Below are 15,749 nucleotides of genomic sequence, written 5' to 3' on the forward strand. Positions count from 1 at the left end.
TTCCGCGTCGGGCCGGTCCCTCAAGGGCGCTCCCTTCGGTCGCGTCGCTTCGCGATGGCCTTCGGCCACCCTTGACCGACCGACCCGCCACGGAATGCCAAAGACTGCCGGGAAGCCCCCAGGGAAACGGCATGGAGCAACGATGACCAGACACCCGAAGCCAGAGATGTGCGACCCCCTCCGCAGGCCGACCCCGTAAGTCCGGAGTTCCCTGCCCGGCTCTGCCGGGGGGCGCGTCAGATCGCTACACACTTCTCCCGGCTCAGCGTCTGCGGGCCGCCATGGGCTGGACATAAGCCGCCCACGCCCCGGTGGGCGGCTGACGTCCTCCGGCGACGAACAGACCGGCACGGGCTGGACATAAGCGTCTCGGCGGGCGTCGTGGGGTTGAACTAGCGTGGGGCTCACCATGAATCAGTTGCCTGCGGATCCCACGGTGTTGCATCCGATTCCCGACCAGCCGCGCGTGGTGCTGCTCAAGCCACTGGTGAAGTCCGGGCTGATCGAGGTCGGCGAGTACTCGTACTACGACGATCCTGATGATCCGACCGCCTTCGAGACCCGCAACGTGCTGTACCACTACGGGCCCGAGAAGCTGGTCATCGGGAAGTTCTGCGCGCTCGGCACCGGGGTCCGGTTCATCATGAACGGCGCCAACCACCGCATGGACGGCCCCTCCACCTTCCCGTTCCCCATCATGGGCGGATCGTGGGCCGCACACTTCGACCTGCTCGCCGGACTGCCCGGGCGGGGTGACACCGTCGTCGGCAACGACGTCTGGTTCGGGTACGACACGACGGTGATGCCCGGGGTCCGCATCGGGCACGGCGCGATCATCGGATCGGGGGCCGTCGTCGTCGACGACGTGCCCGACTACGGCATCGTCGGCGGCAATCCGGCACGGCTGATCCGCACGCGCTACGACGACGCCGACATCGCCCGCCTGCTGCGCCTCGCGTGGTGGGACTGGCCCGCCGAGCACATCACCGCGCACGTACGCGTGATCATGTCCGGCACGGTCGACGAGCTGGAGGCGGTCGCGCCCGGGTCAGGTGTTGGTGTTCAGGAATCCGATGACCACGGCACCCCACCAGCAGACCTGTGACACCAGGGCCGTGACGCCACCCCAGAGCAGGAGCCGTCGGCCGACCGGCGCGACGGCCCCGTCGAGCCGACGGCCCAGCAGACCCGCCTGAAGCCCGTTGACGGTGAGTACGGCGACCAGCGCGAGCTTGGTCAGGGTCAGCGGCGAGTGCACGTCGGGGTGCAGCATCATCCCGCTCACCACGAGCCCACCGAGCCCGGCCCAGATGGGCACGTGCAGCCGGGCGGTCGCACCGACGACCTCGGCGAGGGTGCAGCGCCCGATGGCCCAGAGGAGTCCGTGGTAGTCGGCCGACAACACCGCACCGAAGCCGAGCACGAGGGAGGCGAGGTGCACGAAGAGCGCGGCGGAATGCAGCGTCTCGTCGGTGCGCACGTGCAGCGAGAACCACAGCCCCGCCGCCAGGACGACCATCGCGCACAGCGCCCCTGCCGCCACCATCCACCAGGAGTCGTACAGGCGGACGGGACGTACGGAAAGTCTGACGGCAGGGGACGACATGTGAGCTGACTCCGGGGAAAAGACGAAGCAACGGCACCATCTGCCGCATCGAGCGAGGTAAGGCTTACCTAATATTCCCCCTTCGTCAATCCACGTCCGCAACCCAAGACCACACCCCAGACCGGCTAGCCAGACCGGTTAACGGCTTATGTCCAGCTTGTGCCGGTCTGTTCGTCGCCGGACGACGTCAGCCGCCCACCCAGCGTGGGCGGCTTATGTCCAGCCCATGGCGGCCCGCAGACGCTGAGCCGGGAGAGGTGTGTAGCGACCTGACGCGTCCCCCGGCGGAGCCGGGGAGGGGAGTTCGGGGCTGGTGTGATTGGCCATCCCCGGTGCCTCGTACATCTCTGGCTTCGGGTGTCTGGTCATCGTTGCTCCATGCCGTTTCCCTGGGGGCTTCCCGGCAGTCTTTGGCATTCCGTGGCGGGCCGGTCGGTCAAGGGTGGCCGAAGGCCATCGCGAAGCGACGCGACCGAAGGGAGCGCCCTTGAGGGACCGGCCCGACGCGGAAGGACAGTGGACTGACGGGCAGCCCCCAGCCCTCCACCACCCCGGCCCGGGGGTGTCCCGCCCACCCCCGACCCCGCCCCACCGGCCTGCATAAGGTCCTCCCATAACCCGCATGACCCGCATCACCCGCATCACCCCCATCACCCCCATCACCCCCGTCACCCGGACCACGCCGCCGCGCCCGCTCGATGTCGAGGGGCTGTTTCCCGAGCTCGCCGCCTACCGCGGTACGACCACGCGGCTGCATCCGCGGCCCGGCAGCCCCGGGGTGGAGGCCAGTTCCGTGGGCGGGCCGATGCTGTGGCCGGTGGGTGAGCCGTGGCCGGTGTGTACGGAGCCGCACGGGCGCGGGCGCGGTCGGCGGCCCGAGGACATCCACCGCGAGCGGCGGATCCTGGCCGACGCGCGGGAACGGGATCCGGTCCACGGCCCCACGGACGAGGAGCGCGAGCTGGTGGACGAGCTGCGCCGGGAGCACCGGATCGCGGGGGCGTGCGAAACCGATCCGCTCCCGATGCTCGGTGTCGCGCAGCTCTACCGGCGCGACCTCCCCGACCTGCCGGCGGGGCCCGACGGGTGCGATCTCCTCCAGGTGTTCTGGTGCCCCTTCGACGCCCACGGCGAGACCCGCCATGGCATGGCGGTTCGCCTGCTCTGGCGGCGGTCGTCCGAGGTGGGCGAGGTGTTGGTGTCGCCGCCACGGCCGCAGGTCGTCGGATATCCCGGGTACGTGGTGGAGCCCTGCGTGCTGCATCCCGAGCAGGTGGCCACGTACCCCTTCGCCGGTCTCCTGCCCGAGGACCTGTGCGCCCGGATCGACGCCCGGGAGGAGGCCCTCGAGGAGCTGGAAGAGGAGGACGAGGACGAGGACAACGACAAGGACGAGCAGCCCGCCTACCAGTACGACCTGTCCATCCCGCCCGGCTGGCGCGTCGGCGGCTTCGCCTCCTGGCACTTGACCGACCCGTCCCCCATGAACTGCCGGGCCTGCGCGGCGCCGATGGAGCTGCTCCTGACCATCGACAGCTCGGAGTGGGGCGGCGGCAGCGGCAGCTGGCGGCCGCTGGAGGACCGGGACCCGGCCGTGCGCGTGTCCTCCACACCCACCGGGGCCGTCGTGGGCAACTGGGGCGAACTCAACGTCTTCGCCTGCCCGTCCGACCCCGGGCACCCGCACCGCTGGAGCATCCAGTAGCGATGTCAGTGCCGCCCGCCGATACGGCACGACGTCATCCACTCCCGCCCGCATCCACCTCCGCTGACCCGTAGGACCGCAGTGCCTCGGCCACCACCTCCGCCTGGTCCGCTCGCAGGGTTCCCAGGTGGACGAAAGCGCGACCGTCGGCGGTCACCTGGGCTCGGATGCTCGGCCGGGAACCATCGGGCAGCCCGAGTGCTTCCAGTGCCGTCCGAACCGCCCGACTGGCATCGTCGGCCCGCGCGTGCGCATCACGCCACGTCTGCATGTCCACGGCTACCGCCACCCCGGAGCGTCGGGGCACTCCCCGTCGTGCCGGTACGCGGCGATGCCTCCGCCGGACGCGCGCTCCGGATGGAAGACGATGCCGGGTGCGCCCCGGAGGTGTTGGTCGCAACGGCAGCAGATCGCTTCCGTCGGAATCCTCGACACCACACGCGGTGGTCCGCTCGTTGTCTCACTCGTCATGCCTGTCTCTCCCTGTCCGTACGGACAACACCCACTGAGCATCCACGGCCGGATGGGACGTATCTCCCTCGTGCCGACGACAGTTGGGGTGTCTCCCCGCTACCGTTTGAAGTGTCCGAAGCGTCCCGAGGAGGAGGCTTGAACCAGGCGCTGTCAGAGGCTATGGCCGACGCGGGTCTGAACCCTCGGAAGTTGGCGGGCCGCATCGGGGTCGCGACCAAGACGGTCGAGCGGTGGCTCGCTGATCCGGAGCGGGTGCCGCACGCACAGACCCGGGCCGATGCCTCCCGGGCACTGGGAGTTGATGAGTGCATGCTGTGGCCCCGAGCGGCGGCTGAGCGGATCAAGACGGGGCACGACCGGGAACTGGTCCGGGCGTACCCGTATCGCTCGGCGTGCCCGTCCAGTGTCTGGGGTGAGCGGGTTGCCGGTGCCCGCGAGGAACTCTTCTTCGCCGGCTACACCAACTACTTCCTCTTCCTCGATCAGCCGGCGTTCGTCGATACCCTCCGCCGCAAGCTGGAGGCCGGATGCCGGGTCAGGTTTCTCCTCGGTGATCCTGACGGCGAGGTCACCCGGCAGCGGGAGAACGTCGAGGGCGTGGCGCTGACGGTTTCGACGCGGATCCGGATCACCTTGGAGCACCTGGAGCGCCTCGGTTCCGTACCAGGGCTCGAAGCCCGCTTCAGCGCGCATGACGACGCCGCCCACCACGTGGGACTCTCGCTGTTCCGCTTTGACCAGGACGCCTTCGTCACTCCGCATCTGGCCCGCGTGGTCGGCCACGACTCGCCGCTCATGCACCTTCGGCGGCAGGGTCCCGGGGGATTGTTCGACCGGTTCGCCGAGAGTGCCGAGGAGGTGTGGGGGCGGGGTACGCCCATCGGCTGACGCTGTCCCGGGGCGGGGTGAGGGCGGGGGCGTGGCAGCATCGGGGGATGCGCTATCGATATGCCGTTGAGGCCGACGCGGCCGCTCTGGCCGGGGTGTTCGCCGCCAGTCACCGCGATGCCCTGACCGAGGAGCAGCGGGCCTCCCAGGGCTTCGTGCAGGGGAACTTCGGGGTCGAGGCCCTGCGCGGGATGGCGCGGGGCGGGGAGTTGCTCGTCGCCGATGCCGGGCAGGGGCGGGTCGCCGGGCTGCTCGCGCTGTCGGTGGCCCGGGACATGGGCGACCCGCCGGCGGCGGTGCTCGGGCTGCTGCGGGCGCAGGACGGGCTGCTCTGGCGGGGGCGGCCGCTGGGGGAGGTGCCGTGGCTGCTGTACGGGCCGGTCGTGGTCGACGCGGAGTTCCGCGGACACGGCGTGGCCCGGGGCCTGTTCGCGCGGGCGCTCGAGGCGGCCGCGGGGCGGGCCGAGGTGCTGGTGGCCTTCATCGAAGCGGGGAACGCGCCCTCGTGGAAGGTGCACGTGGACGCGTTCGGGATGATCCCGCTCGGGGAGTACGTCGTCGCGGGCCGTACCTACACCGCGGTGGCCGCCCCCGTCGCGGACCCCGTCTGACCCCGTCCGGGGACTGCTACTGCGGCGCCACCTTGCAGGCGGACACCGCGGTTCCGTTGGTCACGCCGCCCGCCGTGAGGCCGGACACGCACTGCGCGTTGTCGCCGGTCAGCCCGACGTAACAGGCCATCCGGATGGAGTCAGGGGCCTCTCCGCCCTGCAGCTCCCGCTCGACCTGGTTGATGCAGGCCGTGACGTCCGCGTGGGCGGCCGGGGCCGTGAAGGCCGCGCCGCCGAGCGCGAGGGCCAGGCCGGCGAGGACGCTTGCGATACGAGTGGACATGCGCATGGGACGTACCTGCTCTCCGGGATCGTCGCGCGGCCCGGGAGCTGGGTGTTGCCGGATCCGCGTGGAAACGGCGCCGGGCGTGCGCGGCCGACGTGCGACCGGTCCCCGGCCCGGCAGGGTTTCCCTCCCTCCTTCGACGCTAGATCAGCCCCCCGCGCCCCGCACCCGCTACGCCTTCCGCGCGGAGGTCCAGCCCTGGCGGCGGAGGCTTTCGAAGCCGTCCAGGAGCAGGTCCAGGGCGAATTCGAACTCGAACTGGTCGTCGCAGCCCCCGCCGACCGTGGAGCCCCCGTCGTGCGCGGCCGTCGCGGCCAGTTCGGCGATGTGCGGGTAGTGCTCCGCGAGCCGGGGGTCCGGCGGGCCCGAGGGGCCCGAGGTGTCGAACAGTTCCTGGCTGAAGCCGAGCAGGCGGCTGCCCATCGTGTGCATGACGTGGTGCGTGAGGTCGGCGGAGAGGCCGCCGTCCCGGAAGATCCCGGCCATCGAGTCCAGGTACGCCAGCACGGCCGGGGTGGGCCCGGTCCGCGACTCGATGACCCGGGCCGCCCAGGGGTGGCGCAGCAGGACCCGCCGGGCCGAGAGGATCCGCCCGCGGACCACGTGCCGCCAGCCGGGGCCCGCGGCCGGCGGGTCGATCTCGCCGACGACGGTGTCGGCCATGCCGTCGAGCAGCTCTTCCTTGTTGGCCACGTGCTTGTAGAGGGCCATCGGTACGACGTCCAGCTCCTGCGCGAGCCTGCGCATGCTGAGCGCGTCGATGCCGGTGGCGTCGGCGAGCGCGACGGCGGCGCGCAGGACGCGGTCCCTGTTCAGCGGGGTCCGTTGCGCGTGCGCGGCTTCCTGCCGGGTCATTGAGGCCCCTTCCCTCCTCGGCGGTCCATCGTTCCCTCCTTGACGAGTGTACGCCGTACACCTATGGTCACTGCCAGGTGTACGGCGTACACCTCCACGTCGTCGCACCACCACCAGCGAGAGGGAACCCGAAGATGAGTCCGGACCGGAGAACCGCAGTGGCCGCCGGGCTGCTGTTCCTGCTGACGGAAGTGGCCGCCATCGCGGGGGCCGTGCTGTACCGCCCCCTGCTGGGCGCGGCGGACGGCAGGCTCGCGCAGGGCGCCGACACGGGCGCGCTGCTCGGGGTGCTCTGCGAGGTGGTGCTGGTGGTGGCGGTGGCCGGTACCGGGGCGGCGCTGTTCCCCGTCCTGCGGCGCCACGGCGAGGGGCTCGCGCTCGGGTACGCCTTCGGGCGGCTGCTGGAGGCGGCCGTCATCGCCGTCGGCATCGTCTCCGTCCTGGCGCTCGTCACCCTGCGGCGGGACGCGGGGGCGGGGGCCGGCGCGGCCGGCGCCGACGTCGCGCTCGCGGCCGTGCACGACTGGACGTTCCTGCTCGGGCCCAACATCGCCCTCGGCCTGAACACCGTCCTGCTCGCGTACCTGACGTACCGCGCCCGGCTCGTGCCCCGCTTCATCGCCGTGCTCGGGCTGGTCGGCGGGCCGCTGATCTGCGCCTCGGCCGTCGCCGTGATGTTCGGGGCCTACGCGCAGCTCTCCGTGGCGGGGTCGGCCGCCGCGCTGCCGGTGTTCGCGTGGGAGCTCGGCCTGGCCGGGTGGCTGATCGTCAGGGGGTTCGGGCCCGGCTCAGGCGCCGCGCCCCGGGCAGACCGAGAAGTGGCTGATCCGGCAGGTGTCCGTCGGTGAGGCCGACCCGAGGTTGACGGCGGTGCCGTCCGGGGCGAGGCGCCAGCGCTGCCCGGCCGGGACCGTGTGGGTGGGGCGGGTGCCGGGCTCGATGAGGATCCACTTGCCCCGGACCGTGCGGTGCCAGTACGCCGTCTCCCCGCAGTCCCGGCAGGTCGCCGGCCGGGCCGCCCCGGCCCCGGCCCCGCCCCCGGCCGCGTCCCCCGATCCGGAAGCCGCCCCGGAAGCCGCTCCGGAAGCCGCCCCCGAAACCGCCCCGGCCGCCCCCGCCCCCCGCTGCCGCCCGATGGTCGTCACCAGGGTGTCCGCCAGGACCTTCGCGAGGAGGAACGGGCCGCCGTCCCGGCCGCCGTCCTGCTCCTGGGTGTTTGTGCTCAACTTTCCCCCCTTATGGCCCTGTTGTTAGCCGATCAAGGGGCAACCGGTCCACCGCCCCCGGCAGATCTGACCCGAACGGGTGGTGATGCGGGGACGCGCCGGGTCGACGCGCCGTGGCGGATCGATTCGCCACTCACGGTCCTCCTAGGGTCGGCCCCGCAGTGACTCTTGATCAACTTCGGAAGGGACGCATCCCCGCATGAAGCTCCGCAACGCCCTCGCCGCCACCCTCGGCGCCCTCGCTCTGACCCTGTCCATGTCCGGCTCGGCGCTGGCCGCCAGCGGCGAGTTCCACTACACGTACAAGGAGGCGGACGGGCAGGTGCGCGAGGGCGCCCTGAGCGACCCGCAGAACGACAGCTGCGTCAACCTCTTCGGCGTCGGATCCGACGAGATCCCGGCCGGCTACGGCCCGCAGAACTCCACCGACGGCTGGGTGACCCTGTACGTCGGCGCCGACTGCAACGAGGACAGCCCCCAGTGGGTCCTGCGCCCGGAGGGGAACCGCGCCACCGACGACCTGAAGGTCCGCTCGGTGAAGTTCAGCACCGAGCGTCCCCAGCCCCGCGACTGACGCCCCTCACCCCTCGATGATCACCAGCGGGACCTCCCGCGGCCACGCCGCGGCCCGGTAGTCGTCGAAGAGCGGCCACAGCGCCGTCATCGCCTCCCAGTACGTCTCCCGCTCCGCCGGGGTCGCCGTGCGCGCCCGGGCCGCGAAGACGTCGGCGCCCACCTGGAGGCGGACCTCCGGGTGGGCGGTGAGGTTCCCGTACCAGGCGGGGTGGCTCGGCCCGCCCGAGCCGGAGGCCACGACCAGGAGCCGGTCCGCGTCCCGCCCGTAGATCAGCGGGGTGCGCGCCGTCCGGCCGGTGGCGCGGTCCAGGGTGGTGAGCAGCAGCGTCGGGACGCCGTGCCACAGGTGGCCGTCGGCGCCGCCGCTGGAGACGTACGTACGGACGTGGTCGAGGCGCGGCCCGGGGCGCGGGTCCGTGGGGTGCTCCCAGTCGACGGTGACGGCGACGCTGTTCATGTGACCTCCGTGGCGCGGCCCCCCGACGGCTAACGAGCGGGCTTCGCGGAGGGTCACCGGCAGACCACGGCCCGGGGTGCGGCCCCGGGCCGGGATCGTCAGCAGGGCCCACGGGCGGTCCTTACGGCAGGTACCGCTCGATGACCTGCGGACCCTCCTTCTCGATCAGCTGGCGCGCCTTCTCGATCCGCTCCGGAGTCGGGTCGTGCCCGGTCGCCATCACCAGGTCCTCGGGGTCGTACGGTCGCTCCCCGCCCGTGAAGAGCCGGTCCGACCGTGTGGGCTGCTGGTCCGCTTCACTGTCCATCGGTACCTCCTCCGTTCCCCCTCAGGCCCCCATCCTCCGGCCCCGCCCCCATGAACGCACGTCGGGCGCGGCGGCCGCCTCAGACCGCGGAGAGGGTGGCCGCCGCGCCGAGGGCGACGAGCACTCCGCAGATCCAGAGGTTGACCACCCGGTGCTCCCAGAACACGGCGACGAACTCGCGCAGGGTGGCGCTCGGCAGGAAGTAGCGCGCGGTCGGCGAGCCCACGACCTGGCCGTTCACCCCGGCCTTGCGGGCCATCATCGCGGCCCGGAAGGCGTGGAAGTTGTTGGTGACCACCACGCACCGGTAGCCCGGGTCGGCCGCCTCCATGATCGCCCGCGAGAACAGCATGTTCTCCTCGGTGGTGGTGGAGCGGTCCTCCAGCACGATGTGCTCCGCCGGGACCCCCTCCGCGATCAGCCAGTCCGCCATCGCCCGCGCCTCGGCGACCTTCTCGTCGGAGCCCTTCCCGCCCGAGGGGAGCAGCACCGGCGGGCGGCTGCCGCGGGCCAGCTGGGCCGCGTAGATCTCCTGGCCCTTGCGCAGGCGCGAGGCCAGCAGCGGCGGCACCCGGTCCCCGCCGATCAGGCCCGAGCCGAGCATGACCACGTGGTCGACGTCCCCGCGGACCTTGATCCGGCCGTAGAGGAAGGCGTAGCCGAGGAAGCACAGGAAGATGAAGGAGACGTACGCGACGACGAGGGTGAGGGTCGCCGCGATGCCGTTGAGGGCGGTCGAGCCGAACCAGGGGACCGTGATCAGCAGCGCGATCATCCCGAAGATCCCCAGGCCGGCGAGCATGGACAGCAGGTTGGCGGGCCGGCGGCCCTCCTTGCGGACCATGGTCACGCCGTTGGCGATCAGGAAGACGCCGGCCGCCATCACCCCCATCGTGGGCAGCGCGAAGACGAGCAGCATCACGGCCAGCGCCGCCCATGGCGGGAGCGCCGTCAGCTGGAGCAGCGAGGCGAAGGAGAGGGTGATGAAGGTCAGGCCGAGCAGCACCGCGTTGCTGAAGCGGCGGCGGTCCTTCCAGGCGCTCGCGCAGAAGACGAGGAAGAGCAGGGCGGGGAGGAGGAAGGCGGCGACCATGCAGTTCATCGTATGGGTCGGCGGTGAACGGGAGTCCGGCGCACGGAGCGCCCCGCGAGGACGTCCGTGCGGCGGCCGTCGCGGATGACGAAGCGCCCGTCGATCAGTACGTACGGGATGCCGGTGGGCAGGGTGCGCGGGTTCTCGTACGTGGACCCGGCGGCGACCGTGCCGGGGTCGAACAGGACCAGGTCGGCGCGGTGGCCCTCGCGGACCAGGCCCCGGTCGGGCAGGCGCAGGCGCGCCGCCGGGCGGCCGGAGAGGTGGGCCACGCACTCCTCCAGGGAGAGCACGCCCAGCTCGCGGACGTAGCGGCCGAGGTAGTGCGGGAAGGTGCCGTACGCGCGGGGGTGCGGTTTCGCGCCGTGCAGGATGCCGTCGGAGCCGCCGGTGTGGACCCGGTGGCGCATGATCGTCCGGACGTTCTCCTCGTGGCCGACGTGCTGCAGGACGGTCGGGCCGAGGTGGTCGCCGATCAGGAGCCGGCGGGCGGTGTCCCAGCCGTCGAGGCGGGTGCCGACGTGGGCGGCGTGGGCGGCGGAGGTGGTTCCGGAGATCTCGATCGTGGACCAGTCCACCGGCACCCCGTGGCTGCCGTCGGCGCCCTCCACCTCCATCGCGTGGCGGATCCGCTCGGCGGTGGCGTCGTCGCGCAGCCGGGCCAGGACCGCTTCGGGGCCGCCTTCGTTCGCCCAGCTGGGGAGCAGCGCGACGAGGGTGGTGCAGCCCGGGGTGTACGGGTAGCTGTCGAGGGTGAGGTCGGCGCCGTCGGCGAGGGCCGCGTCGAGGAGGTCGAGCAGTTCGCCGGCCCGGCCCTCGTTCTCGCCGAAGTTCATGGTGGCGTGCGCGAGGTGGAGGGCGCAGCCCGCCTCGCGGGTCAGGGCGATCATCTCGGCGTAGGCGCCGAGCGCGCCGCGGCCGTACGAGCGGTGGTGGGGGCAGTAGTAGCCGCCGTAGGAGGCCACCACCCGGCACAGTTCGGTGAGTTCGGACCCGGAGGCGTACATGCCGGGGGTGTAGGTGAGCCCGGAGGACATGCCGACGGCGCCCTGCTCCAGGCCCTCGGCGACGAGGGCGCGCATCCGGTCGAGTTCGGCGGGGGTGGCGGGGCGGTCGTCCCAGCCGAGGGCGTACGCGCGGACGGTGCCCTGGGGGACGAGGTAGGCGGCGTTGACGGCGATGCCCTGTCCGTCGAAGCCGTGGTCGAGGCGGTCGAGGTAGCCGCCGACGGTGTGCCAGTCGAAGTCGACGTCGTCGCCGGGGCCGTTCCAGCCGGCGATGGCGGTGCGCACCCCGGTGCGGGTCCGCTCGTCGGCGGGCGCGTACGAGAGCCCGTCCTGGCCGAGGACTTCGAGGGTCACGCCCTGGGCGGCCTTCGCGCTGTGGTCCGGGTCGCGGAGCAGCGCGAGGTCGCTGTGGGCGTGCATGTCGACGAACCCGGGGGCCAGGACCAGCCCCCGGGCGTCGAGCGTGTGCCGTCCGCCGCCCGGGATCCTGCCGATGGCGGCGATCCTGCCCTCGTGGACGGCGACGTCGGCGGTGTACGCGGGGCCGCCGGTGCCGTCGGCGACGCGGGCCCCCCGGATGACGAGGTCCACGGCTAGAAGAAGGTGCGGACGTAGTCGGTGACGGTGCCGTCGGCCTGCACCAGCGGGATCAGCGGCCACTTCTCGAAGATGGTGCAGGGGTGCGACATGCCGAGCGCGACCCAGTCGCCGACCTGGACGTCGTCGGCGGAGTCGGTCTCCAGCCAGGCGTGCTGGTCGGAGAGTTTGACGAGGCGGACGCCGGTGGCGGGCCGCTGTTCGCCGGTGAGGGCGTCGCGGACCAGTTCGGCCTCGGGCAGGCCGAGGTCGTAGGCGACGTCGCGCTTGCCGGCGTTGACGAAGGCCTGGGTGGGGGAGGGGCGGGAGACGACCTGGGTCCACAGCCGGAACGCGGGGCGCAGGCCGCCCTCCTCGGGGACCCGGTTGAAGGGGGTCAGGCGGGTGTACCAGCCGTGGTCGTGGGAGACGTACGCGCCGGAGCGCAGCAGCTTCAGGACCGGGCGGGACAGCTCCGGGAGCTCGGCGAAGACGTCGGCGACGGCGTCGAACCAGGCGGAGCCGCCCGCGCTGACGACGATCTGCTCCAGGCCGGGGGCGAAGCGTCCGGCCTTGTCGAACTCGACGGCGAGGGAGGTGAGGCGGCGCAGGTAGGCGTGGACGCTGTCCGGGTCGGCGCCGGGGACCTCGGCTTCGTACCCGGCGATGCCCACCAGGCGCAGGGTGCCGGTGGCGGCGACGGCGTCGGCCACGGCGCGGCAGTCCTCGTCGGTGCGGGCGCCGGTGCGGGCGCCTTCGCCGGCGCCGAGTTCGACGACCACGTCGAGGACGGCGTCCTGTCCGGCCAGGGCGGCGTCCATGAGCCGGACCCCGCGCACGGAGTCGACGTAGCAGACGAAGCGGAAGGCGGGGTCGGCGGCGAGTTCGGCGGCCACCCAGCGCAGGGCGGCGGGGTCGACGAGTTCGTTGGCGAGGAAGATCCGCTGGATCCCGAAGGCGCGGTAGACGCGGGCCTGGTGGGGGACGGCGGCGGTGATGCCCCACGCGCCGTGCTCCAGCTGGCGTTCGAACAGCTGGGGGGCCATGCAGGTCTTGCCGTGGGGGGCGAAGGCCAGGTCGTGGCGGCGGGCGTAGGTGCCGAGCGCGGTGAGGTTGTGCTCCAGGGCGTCCGCGTCGAGGGTCAGGACGGGGGTGGTGAACCCGCCGGTGTGCAGGTCGCGGGCCTGGGCGGCGAGTTCGCCGACGGTGAGGCCGGCGCTCTGGGCGTCCGGGGGAAGGCCCTTGAACCGGTGGTCGACCGGTTCGTCGGCGAGCCGTCGGACTGCGTCGCTGGCCATGCGGTTCCTCCTCGTGACGTTGCGTGGTGCGCAACGCTCGTTGCGGGTGATGCTTGTGGTGTCTAACATCCCGGATGACGACGGGTCAACGGTGCCCGGTTCCAGAGCGGACGGAGGGGCACGCGTGAGCCAGTCGGTGGAGCGGGCGCTGCGGATCCTGCCCGCGCTGGCGCAGGGGCCGGCGGGCCTCGGCGAGGTGGCCGACGGGCTCGGCGTGCACAAGAGCACTGCCCTGCGCCTGCTGCGGACCCTCCAGGCGCACGGCCTCGCCTACCGGCAGCCGGACGGCCGCTACCGGCTCGGCGCGCGGCTGTTCGCGCTGGCCGCCGAGGCGGTGGAGAACCTCGACGTCCGCGACGTGGCCCATCCGCACCTGGTCGAGCTGAACCGGCAGACCGGGCACACCGTCCACCTCGCCCTGCACCAGGACGACGAGGTGGTCTACGTCGACAAGGTCGACAGCCGCTACCCCGTCCGCATGTACTCCCGCATCGGCAAGCCCGTGCCCCTCACCGTCGCCGCCGTCGCCAAGCTGCTGCTGGCCGACCTGCCGGAGGCCGACCGGCGCGCCCTCGCCGAGCGCATCGAGTACCCCCGCTACACCTCCCGGTCGACCCCGGACGCCGAGGCGTTCCTGCGCGAGCTGGCCCTCGTACGGGACCAGGGCTGGGCCGCCGACCTGGGCGGGCACGAGGACTCCATCAACTGCGTGGGCGCGCCCGTGCGCGGGCCCGGCGGGCGGGTGGTCGCCGCGATGTCCGTCTCGGCGCCCGGCGTGGTGATCGGCGCCGGAGAACTGCTCGAACTGCTGCCCCTGGTGCGCCGTACTGCCGACATCATCAGCCGGGAGTACTCCGGCACCGATCCAGAAGACGAGGACCCTTCGTGAGCGAGAAGACCGCCATCACCCCCGACACCCACACCGCCCCGCCCGCGAAGTTCTCGCACGGCGTGCGCAAGGGCAACATCCTCCAGGTCGCCGGCCAGGTCGGCTTCCTCCCGCACGTCGAGGGGCAGCCGCCGACGCCGGCCGGGCCGACCCTGCGCGAGCAGACCCTCCAGACCCTGGAGAACGTCCGCTCCGTGCTGGAGGCGGGCGGCGCGGGCTGGGACGACGTGATGATGATCCGCGTCTACCTGACCGACACCGGCCACTTCGCCGAGATGAACGGGATCTACAACGCCTACTTCGAGGACCAGGGCCTCAAGGAGGCCCCCGCCGCGCGCACCACGGTCTACGTCGGCCTCCCGGCCGGCCTGCTGATCGAGATCGACGCGCTCGCGGTCCTGGGCTGAGCGTGCGGGAGGGGCGCCCCCCTGGCGGTGGGGCGCCCCTTTTCGTTCCGGTCGCGGGTTACGGGCAGTACTGGGCTTCCTTGCCGATGGAGCGGTACATGCAGTCCGCGTTCTCCAGGAGCTGGAGCACGGCCTCCTTGTTGCGCGAGGTCTCGCGGTCGATCACCTCGTCGGGCGGGTAGAAGCCGCCCCCGCCGCCGGATTCGGACGGGTACATCTCGAAGGTGTAGGCGAAGACCTTCTGGTTGCCCCACAGCCAGTCGTCGATCGTGCCGTCCGTGATGTACAGGTCGCTCGACTGCTCCGGCGTGTAGCCGTTGCTGGCCGCCATGCTCGTGCCGATCTTCTTGTAGGCGGCGAGGTCGTCGGCGGTCATGCCGGGCGCGGTGTCGTTGTACGTCCAGCCGAAGGGCCACAGGACCAGCTGGCTGTACGTGTGGAAGTCGATGGCGGCCGTGATCTGCTGCTTGCCGCCGACGACGCGGCTGCGGACGAAGTCGGAGACCACCTTGACCTCGGGCGCGGAGGCGGCGGCGGGGCCACGGTAGGTCTCGGAGCTCTTGCTGCTGCTGGAGCCGCCGCAGCAGCCCCACTTGTAGTCCCAGTTCCGGTTCAGGTCGGTGCCGGCGTACGAGGAGCCGCTGTTCGGCTGCCGGTTCTTGCGCCAGGAGCGGTAGGAGCCGGTGGCGATGTCGTACTCGCCGCCGTCGGGGTTGAGGTCGGGGACGATCCAGATCTCGCGCCCGTTGACCATGTTGGTGATCCGGGAGTCCGTGCCGTACTTGGAGCCGAACTCCTTGAGCAGGTACAGGGCCATCTCCACCGTGAGGTGCTCACGCGCGTGCTGGTGGGCCGTGAAGAGGACCTCGGGCTCGGCCTCGTCGGTGGCGACGTTGTCGCTGATCTTGATGGCGTAGAGGTTGCGGCCCTCGTAGGACTTCCCGATGACCTGCTTGCTCATGATCCCGGGGTACTGGGCGATGCGCTGGTCGATCTCCGCGCTCGCCTCGGCGTAGTTGTGGTACTTGGAGTCCGCCGACGGGAAGTCCATCGGGCGGGCGGCGACGCCGCGCTCGGAGCGGTCGGGCGGGCCGGGCAGGGCGGTCAGTTTGTAGCCCCGTGCCCGCAGGGTCTTGGCCTGCATCGGGTCGGCGCTGACCACGACCGAGCGGGCGTCCACCTCGTCGATGGAGACTCCGCTGCTCAGGAGCGCGGTGCGCTCCGCGGCCGTGGAGGGGCCCTGGATCTCGTACTGGACGATCGACTCGTCCTGCGTCGCGGTCGACGGGGTGGGCGGCGGTGCTGCCGTCGCGCTCATGCCGTAGGCGGGTGCGCCGAGCGCGAGCGCCAGCAGGGCCGCCGTGACGGCGGCCCTCCTGCGGTGGTGGAGCCGCATGCGTTCTCCTGGGTGGGGAGTGTGGGGGTAGCCGTGCGGACGCGCACAGCGTGCTCTCGTGGCATGTCCGGGTCAAGAACCCGCTGGGTTCC

General features: G+C 72.1%; 18 protein-coding genes. 8 read left to right on the forward strand and 10 right to left on the reverse strand.

What is annotated here, in order from left to right:
* Positions 1 to 409: 409 nt before the first annotated feature.
* Positions 410 to 1,105, forward strand: coding sequence for a CatB-related O-acetyltransferase (locus ACFV0Q_RS10875; protein WP_385003693.1), 696 nt, complete (start codon positions 410 to 412; stop codon positions 1,103 to 1,105).
* On the opposite strand, the gene ACFV0Q_RS10880 is transcribed toward ACFV0Q_RS10875, so the two are convergent.
* The gene (locus ACFV0Q_RS10880) at positions 1,049 to 1,606 is read right to left on the reverse strand and encodes a hypothetical protein (protein WP_385003695.1); all 558 of its coding nucleotides are present in this window, start codon (positions 1,604 to 1,606) and stop codon (positions 1,049 to 1,051) included. The two genes, ACFV0Q_RS10875 and ACFV0Q_RS10880, sit on opposite strands and share 57 nt — an antisense overlap.
* A 622-nt stretch (positions 1,607 to 2,228) precedes the next feature.
* Between ACFV0Q_RS10880 and ACFV0Q_RS10885 the strand changes: the two genes are divergently transcribed.
* The 3 genes from ACFV0Q_RS10885 to ACFV0Q_RS10895 all read left to right on the forward strand — a co-directional run bounded on the left by ACFV0Q_RS10885 (position 2,229) and on the right by ACFV0Q_RS10895 (position 5,284).
* On the forward strand, positions 2,229 to 3,311 hold the full coding sequence (locus ACFV0Q_RS10885; RefSeq protein WP_385003697.1) for a hypothetical protein: 1,083 nt from the start codon (positions 2,229 to 2,231) through the stop codon (positions 3,309 to 3,311).
* A 609-nt stretch (positions 3,312 to 3,920) separates the two neighbouring features.
* On the forward strand, positions 3,921 to 4,673 hold the full coding sequence (locus tag ACFV0Q_RS10890) for an XRE family transcriptional regulator (protein WP_385003699.1): 753 nt from the start codon (positions 3,921 to 3,923) through the stop codon (positions 4,671 to 4,673).
* 47 nt (positions 4,674 to 4,720) lie between these two features.
* A complete protein-coding gene (locus tag ACFV0Q_RS10895) occupies positions 4,721 to 5,284 on the forward strand; it encodes a GNAT family N-acetyltransferase (RefSeq protein ID WP_385003701.1) in 564 nt (187 codons plus the stop codon).
* A gap of 16 nt (positions 5,285 to 5,300) precedes the next feature.
* Here ACFV0Q_RS10895 and ACFV0Q_RS10900 read toward each other — a convergent pair whose 3' ends face one another.
* On the reverse strand, positions 5,301 to 5,567 hold the full coding sequence (locus ACFV0Q_RS10900; RefSeq protein WP_385003703.1) for a hypothetical protein: 267 nt from the start codon (positions 5,565 to 5,567) through the stop codon (positions 5,301 to 5,303).
* 174 nt (positions 5,568 to 5,741) lie between these two features.
* Positions 5,742 to 6,425, reverse strand: coding sequence for a TetR/AcrR family transcriptional regulator C-terminal domain-containing protein (locus ACFV0Q_RS10905; protein WP_385003705.1), 684 nt, complete (start codon positions 6,423 to 6,425; stop codon positions 5,742 to 5,744).
* Between the two features lie 134 nt (positions 6,426 to 6,559).
* Between ACFV0Q_RS10905 and ACFV0Q_RS10910 the strand changes: the two genes are divergently transcribed.
* Positions 6,560 to 7,273: a DUF4386 domain-containing protein gene (locus ACFV0Q_RS10910; protein WP_385003707.1), complete on the forward strand. Its 714-nt coding sequence runs from the start codon at positions 6,560 to 6,562 to the stop codon at positions 7,271 to 7,273.
* On the opposite strand, the gene ACFV0Q_RS10915 is transcribed toward ACFV0Q_RS10910, so the two are convergent.
* The gene (locus ACFV0Q_RS10915) at positions 7,214 to 7,651 is read right to left on the reverse strand and encodes a DUF6083 domain-containing protein (protein ID WP_385003709.1); all 438 of its coding nucleotides are present in this window, start codon (positions 7,649 to 7,651) and stop codon (positions 7,214 to 7,216) included. The genes ACFV0Q_RS10910 and ACFV0Q_RS10915 overlap by 60 nt on opposite strands.
* A 199-nt stretch (positions 7,652 to 7,850) precedes the next feature.
* Between ACFV0Q_RS10915 and ACFV0Q_RS10920 the strand changes: the two genes are divergently transcribed.
* A complete protein-coding gene (locus ACFV0Q_RS10920) occupies positions 7,851 to 8,225 on the forward strand; it encodes a hypothetical protein (protein ID WP_385003711.1) in 375 nt (124 codons plus the stop codon).
* A 6-nt stretch (positions 8,226 to 8,231) separates the two neighbouring features.
* Here ACFV0Q_RS10920 and ACFV0Q_RS10925 read toward each other — a convergent pair whose 3' ends face one another.
* The 5 genes from ACFV0Q_RS10925 to ACFV0Q_RS10945 all read right to left on the reverse strand — a co-directional run bounded on the left by ACFV0Q_RS10925 (position 8,232) and on the right by ACFV0Q_RS10945 (position 12,965).
* Positions 8,232 to 8,684, reverse strand: coding sequence for a nitroreductase/quinone reductase family protein (locus tag ACFV0Q_RS10925; RefSeq protein WP_385003713.1), 453 nt, complete (start codon positions 8,682 to 8,684; stop codon positions 8,232 to 8,234).
* Between the two features lie 121 nt (positions 8,685 to 8,805).
* Positions 8,806 to 8,991 (reverse strand): hypothetical protein, encoded by a 186-nt coding sequence (locus tag ACFV0Q_RS10930; RefSeq protein ID WP_385003715.1) that lies wholly within the window; start codon positions 8,989 to 8,991, stop codon positions 8,806 to 8,808.
* Between the two features lie 79 nt (positions 8,992 to 9,070).
* Positions 9,071 to 10,093: a YdcF family protein gene (locus tag ACFV0Q_RS10935; RefSeq protein WP_385003717.1), complete on the reverse strand. Its 1,023-nt coding sequence runs from the start codon at positions 10,091 to 10,093 to the stop codon at positions 9,071 to 9,073.
* Positions 10,090 to 11,682 carry an amidohydrolase family protein gene (locus ACFV0Q_RS10940; RefSeq protein ID WP_385003719.1) on the reverse strand — a complete coding sequence of 531 codons (1,593 nt, stop codon included), beginning with the start codon at positions 11,680 to 11,682 and terminating at the stop codon, positions 10,090 to 10,092. Before ACFV0Q_RS10940 ends, ACFV0Q_RS10935 begins: the two co-directional genes overlap by 4 nt.
* Before the next feature lie 2 nt (positions 11,683 to 11,684).
* Positions 11,685 to 12,965: an amino acid deaminase gene (locus ACFV0Q_RS10945; protein ID WP_385003721.1), complete on the reverse strand. Its 1,281-nt coding sequence runs from the start codon at positions 12,963 to 12,965 to the stop codon at positions 11,685 to 11,687.
* A 124-nt stretch (positions 12,966 to 13,089) separates the two neighbouring features.
* Here ACFV0Q_RS10945 and ACFV0Q_RS10950 point away from each other — a divergent pair, with 124 nt between their 5' ends.
* Both ACFV0Q_RS10950 and ACFV0Q_RS10955 read left to right on the forward strand, forming a co-directional pair.
* Positions 13,090 to 13,854, forward strand: a complete 765-nt coding sequence (locus tag ACFV0Q_RS10950) for an IclR family transcriptional regulator (RefSeq protein ID WP_385003723.1) — start codon at positions 13,090 to 13,092, stop codon at positions 13,852 to 13,854.
* Entirely contained in the window at positions 13,851 to 14,261 is a 411-nt protein-coding gene (locus tag ACFV0Q_RS10955; protein WP_385003725.1) for a RidA family protein, read from the forward strand. The genes ACFV0Q_RS10950 and ACFV0Q_RS10955 overlap by 4 nt, the downstream gene beginning before the upstream one ends.
* A gap of 58 nt (positions 14,262 to 14,319) precedes the next feature.
* Here the strand turns inward: ACFV0Q_RS10955 and ACFV0Q_RS10960 are convergent, their stop codons facing one another.
* A complete protein-coding gene (locus tag ACFV0Q_RS10960) occupies positions 14,320 to 15,657 on the reverse strand; it encodes a M14 family zinc carboxypeptidase (RefSeq protein ID WP_385003727.1) in 1,338 nt (445 codons plus the stop codon).
* Positions 15,658 to 15,749 lie beyond the last annotated feature (92 nt).

It is taken from the genome of Streptomyces sp. NPDC059564, assembly GCF_042735575.1.
In the GTDB taxonomy this organism is placed as follows: Bacteria; Actinomycetota; Actinomycetes; order Streptomycetales; family Streptomycetaceae; genus Streptomyces.

What these genes read in the sequence shown, in the direction of transcription:
- ACFV0Q_RS10960 (WP_385003727.1), bottom strand. Translation starts at nt 15,657, where the DNA reads ATGCGGCTCCACCACCGCAGGAGGGCCGCCGTCACGGCGGCCCTGCTG.
- ACFV0Q_RS10900 (WP_385003703.1), bottom strand. Translation starts at nt 5,567, where the DNA reads ATGTCCACTCGTATCGCAAGCGTCCTCGCCGGCCTGGCCCTCGCGCTC.
- ACFV0Q_RS10905 (WP_385003705.1), bottom strand. Translation starts at nt 6,425, where the DNA reads ATGACCCGGCAGGAAGCCGCGCACGCGCAACGGACCCCGCTGAACAGG.
- ACFV0Q_RS10925 (WP_385003713.1), bottom strand. Translation starts at nt 8,684, where the DNA reads ATGAACAGCGTCGCCGTCACCGTCGACTGGGAGCACCCCACGGACCCG.
- ACFV0Q_RS10930 (WP_385003715.1), bottom strand. Translation starts at nt 8,991, where the DNA reads ATGGACAGTGAAGCGGACCAGCAGCCCACACGGTCGGACCGGCTCTTC.
- ACFV0Q_RS10895 (WP_385003701.1), top strand. Translation starts at nt 4,721, where the DNA reads ATGCGCTATCGATATGCCGTTGAGGCCGACGCGGCCGCTCTGGCCGGG.
- ACFV0Q_RS10910 (WP_385003707.1), top strand. Translation starts at nt 6,560, where the DNA reads ATGAGTCCGGACCGGAGAACCGCAGTGGCCGCCGGGCTGCTGTTCCTG.
- ACFV0Q_RS10880 (WP_385003695.1), bottom strand. Translation starts at nt 1,606, where the DNA reads ATGTCGTCCCCTGCCGTCAGACTTTCCGTACGTCCCGTCCGCCTGTAC.
- ACFV0Q_RS10945 (WP_385003721.1), bottom strand. Translation starts at nt 12,965, where the DNA reads ATGGCCAGCGACGCAGTCCGACGGCTCGCCGACGAACCGGTCGACCAC.
- ACFV0Q_RS10875 (WP_385003693.1), top strand. Translation starts at nt 410, where the DNA reads ATGAATCAGTTGCCTGCGGATCCCACGGTGTTGCATCCGATTCCCGAC.
- ACFV0Q_RS10920 (WP_385003711.1), top strand. Translation starts at nt 7,851, where the DNA reads ATGAAGCTCCGCAACGCCCTCGCCGCCACCCTCGGCGCCCTCGCTCTG.
- ACFV0Q_RS10885 (WP_385003697.1), top strand. Translation starts at nt 2,229, where the DNA reads ATGACCCGCATCACCCGCATCACCCCCATCACCCCCATCACCCCCGTC.
- ACFV0Q_RS10935 (WP_385003717.1), bottom strand. Translation starts at nt 10,093, where the DNA reads ATGAACTGCATGGTCGCCGCCTTCCTCCTCCCCGCCCTGCTCTTCCTC.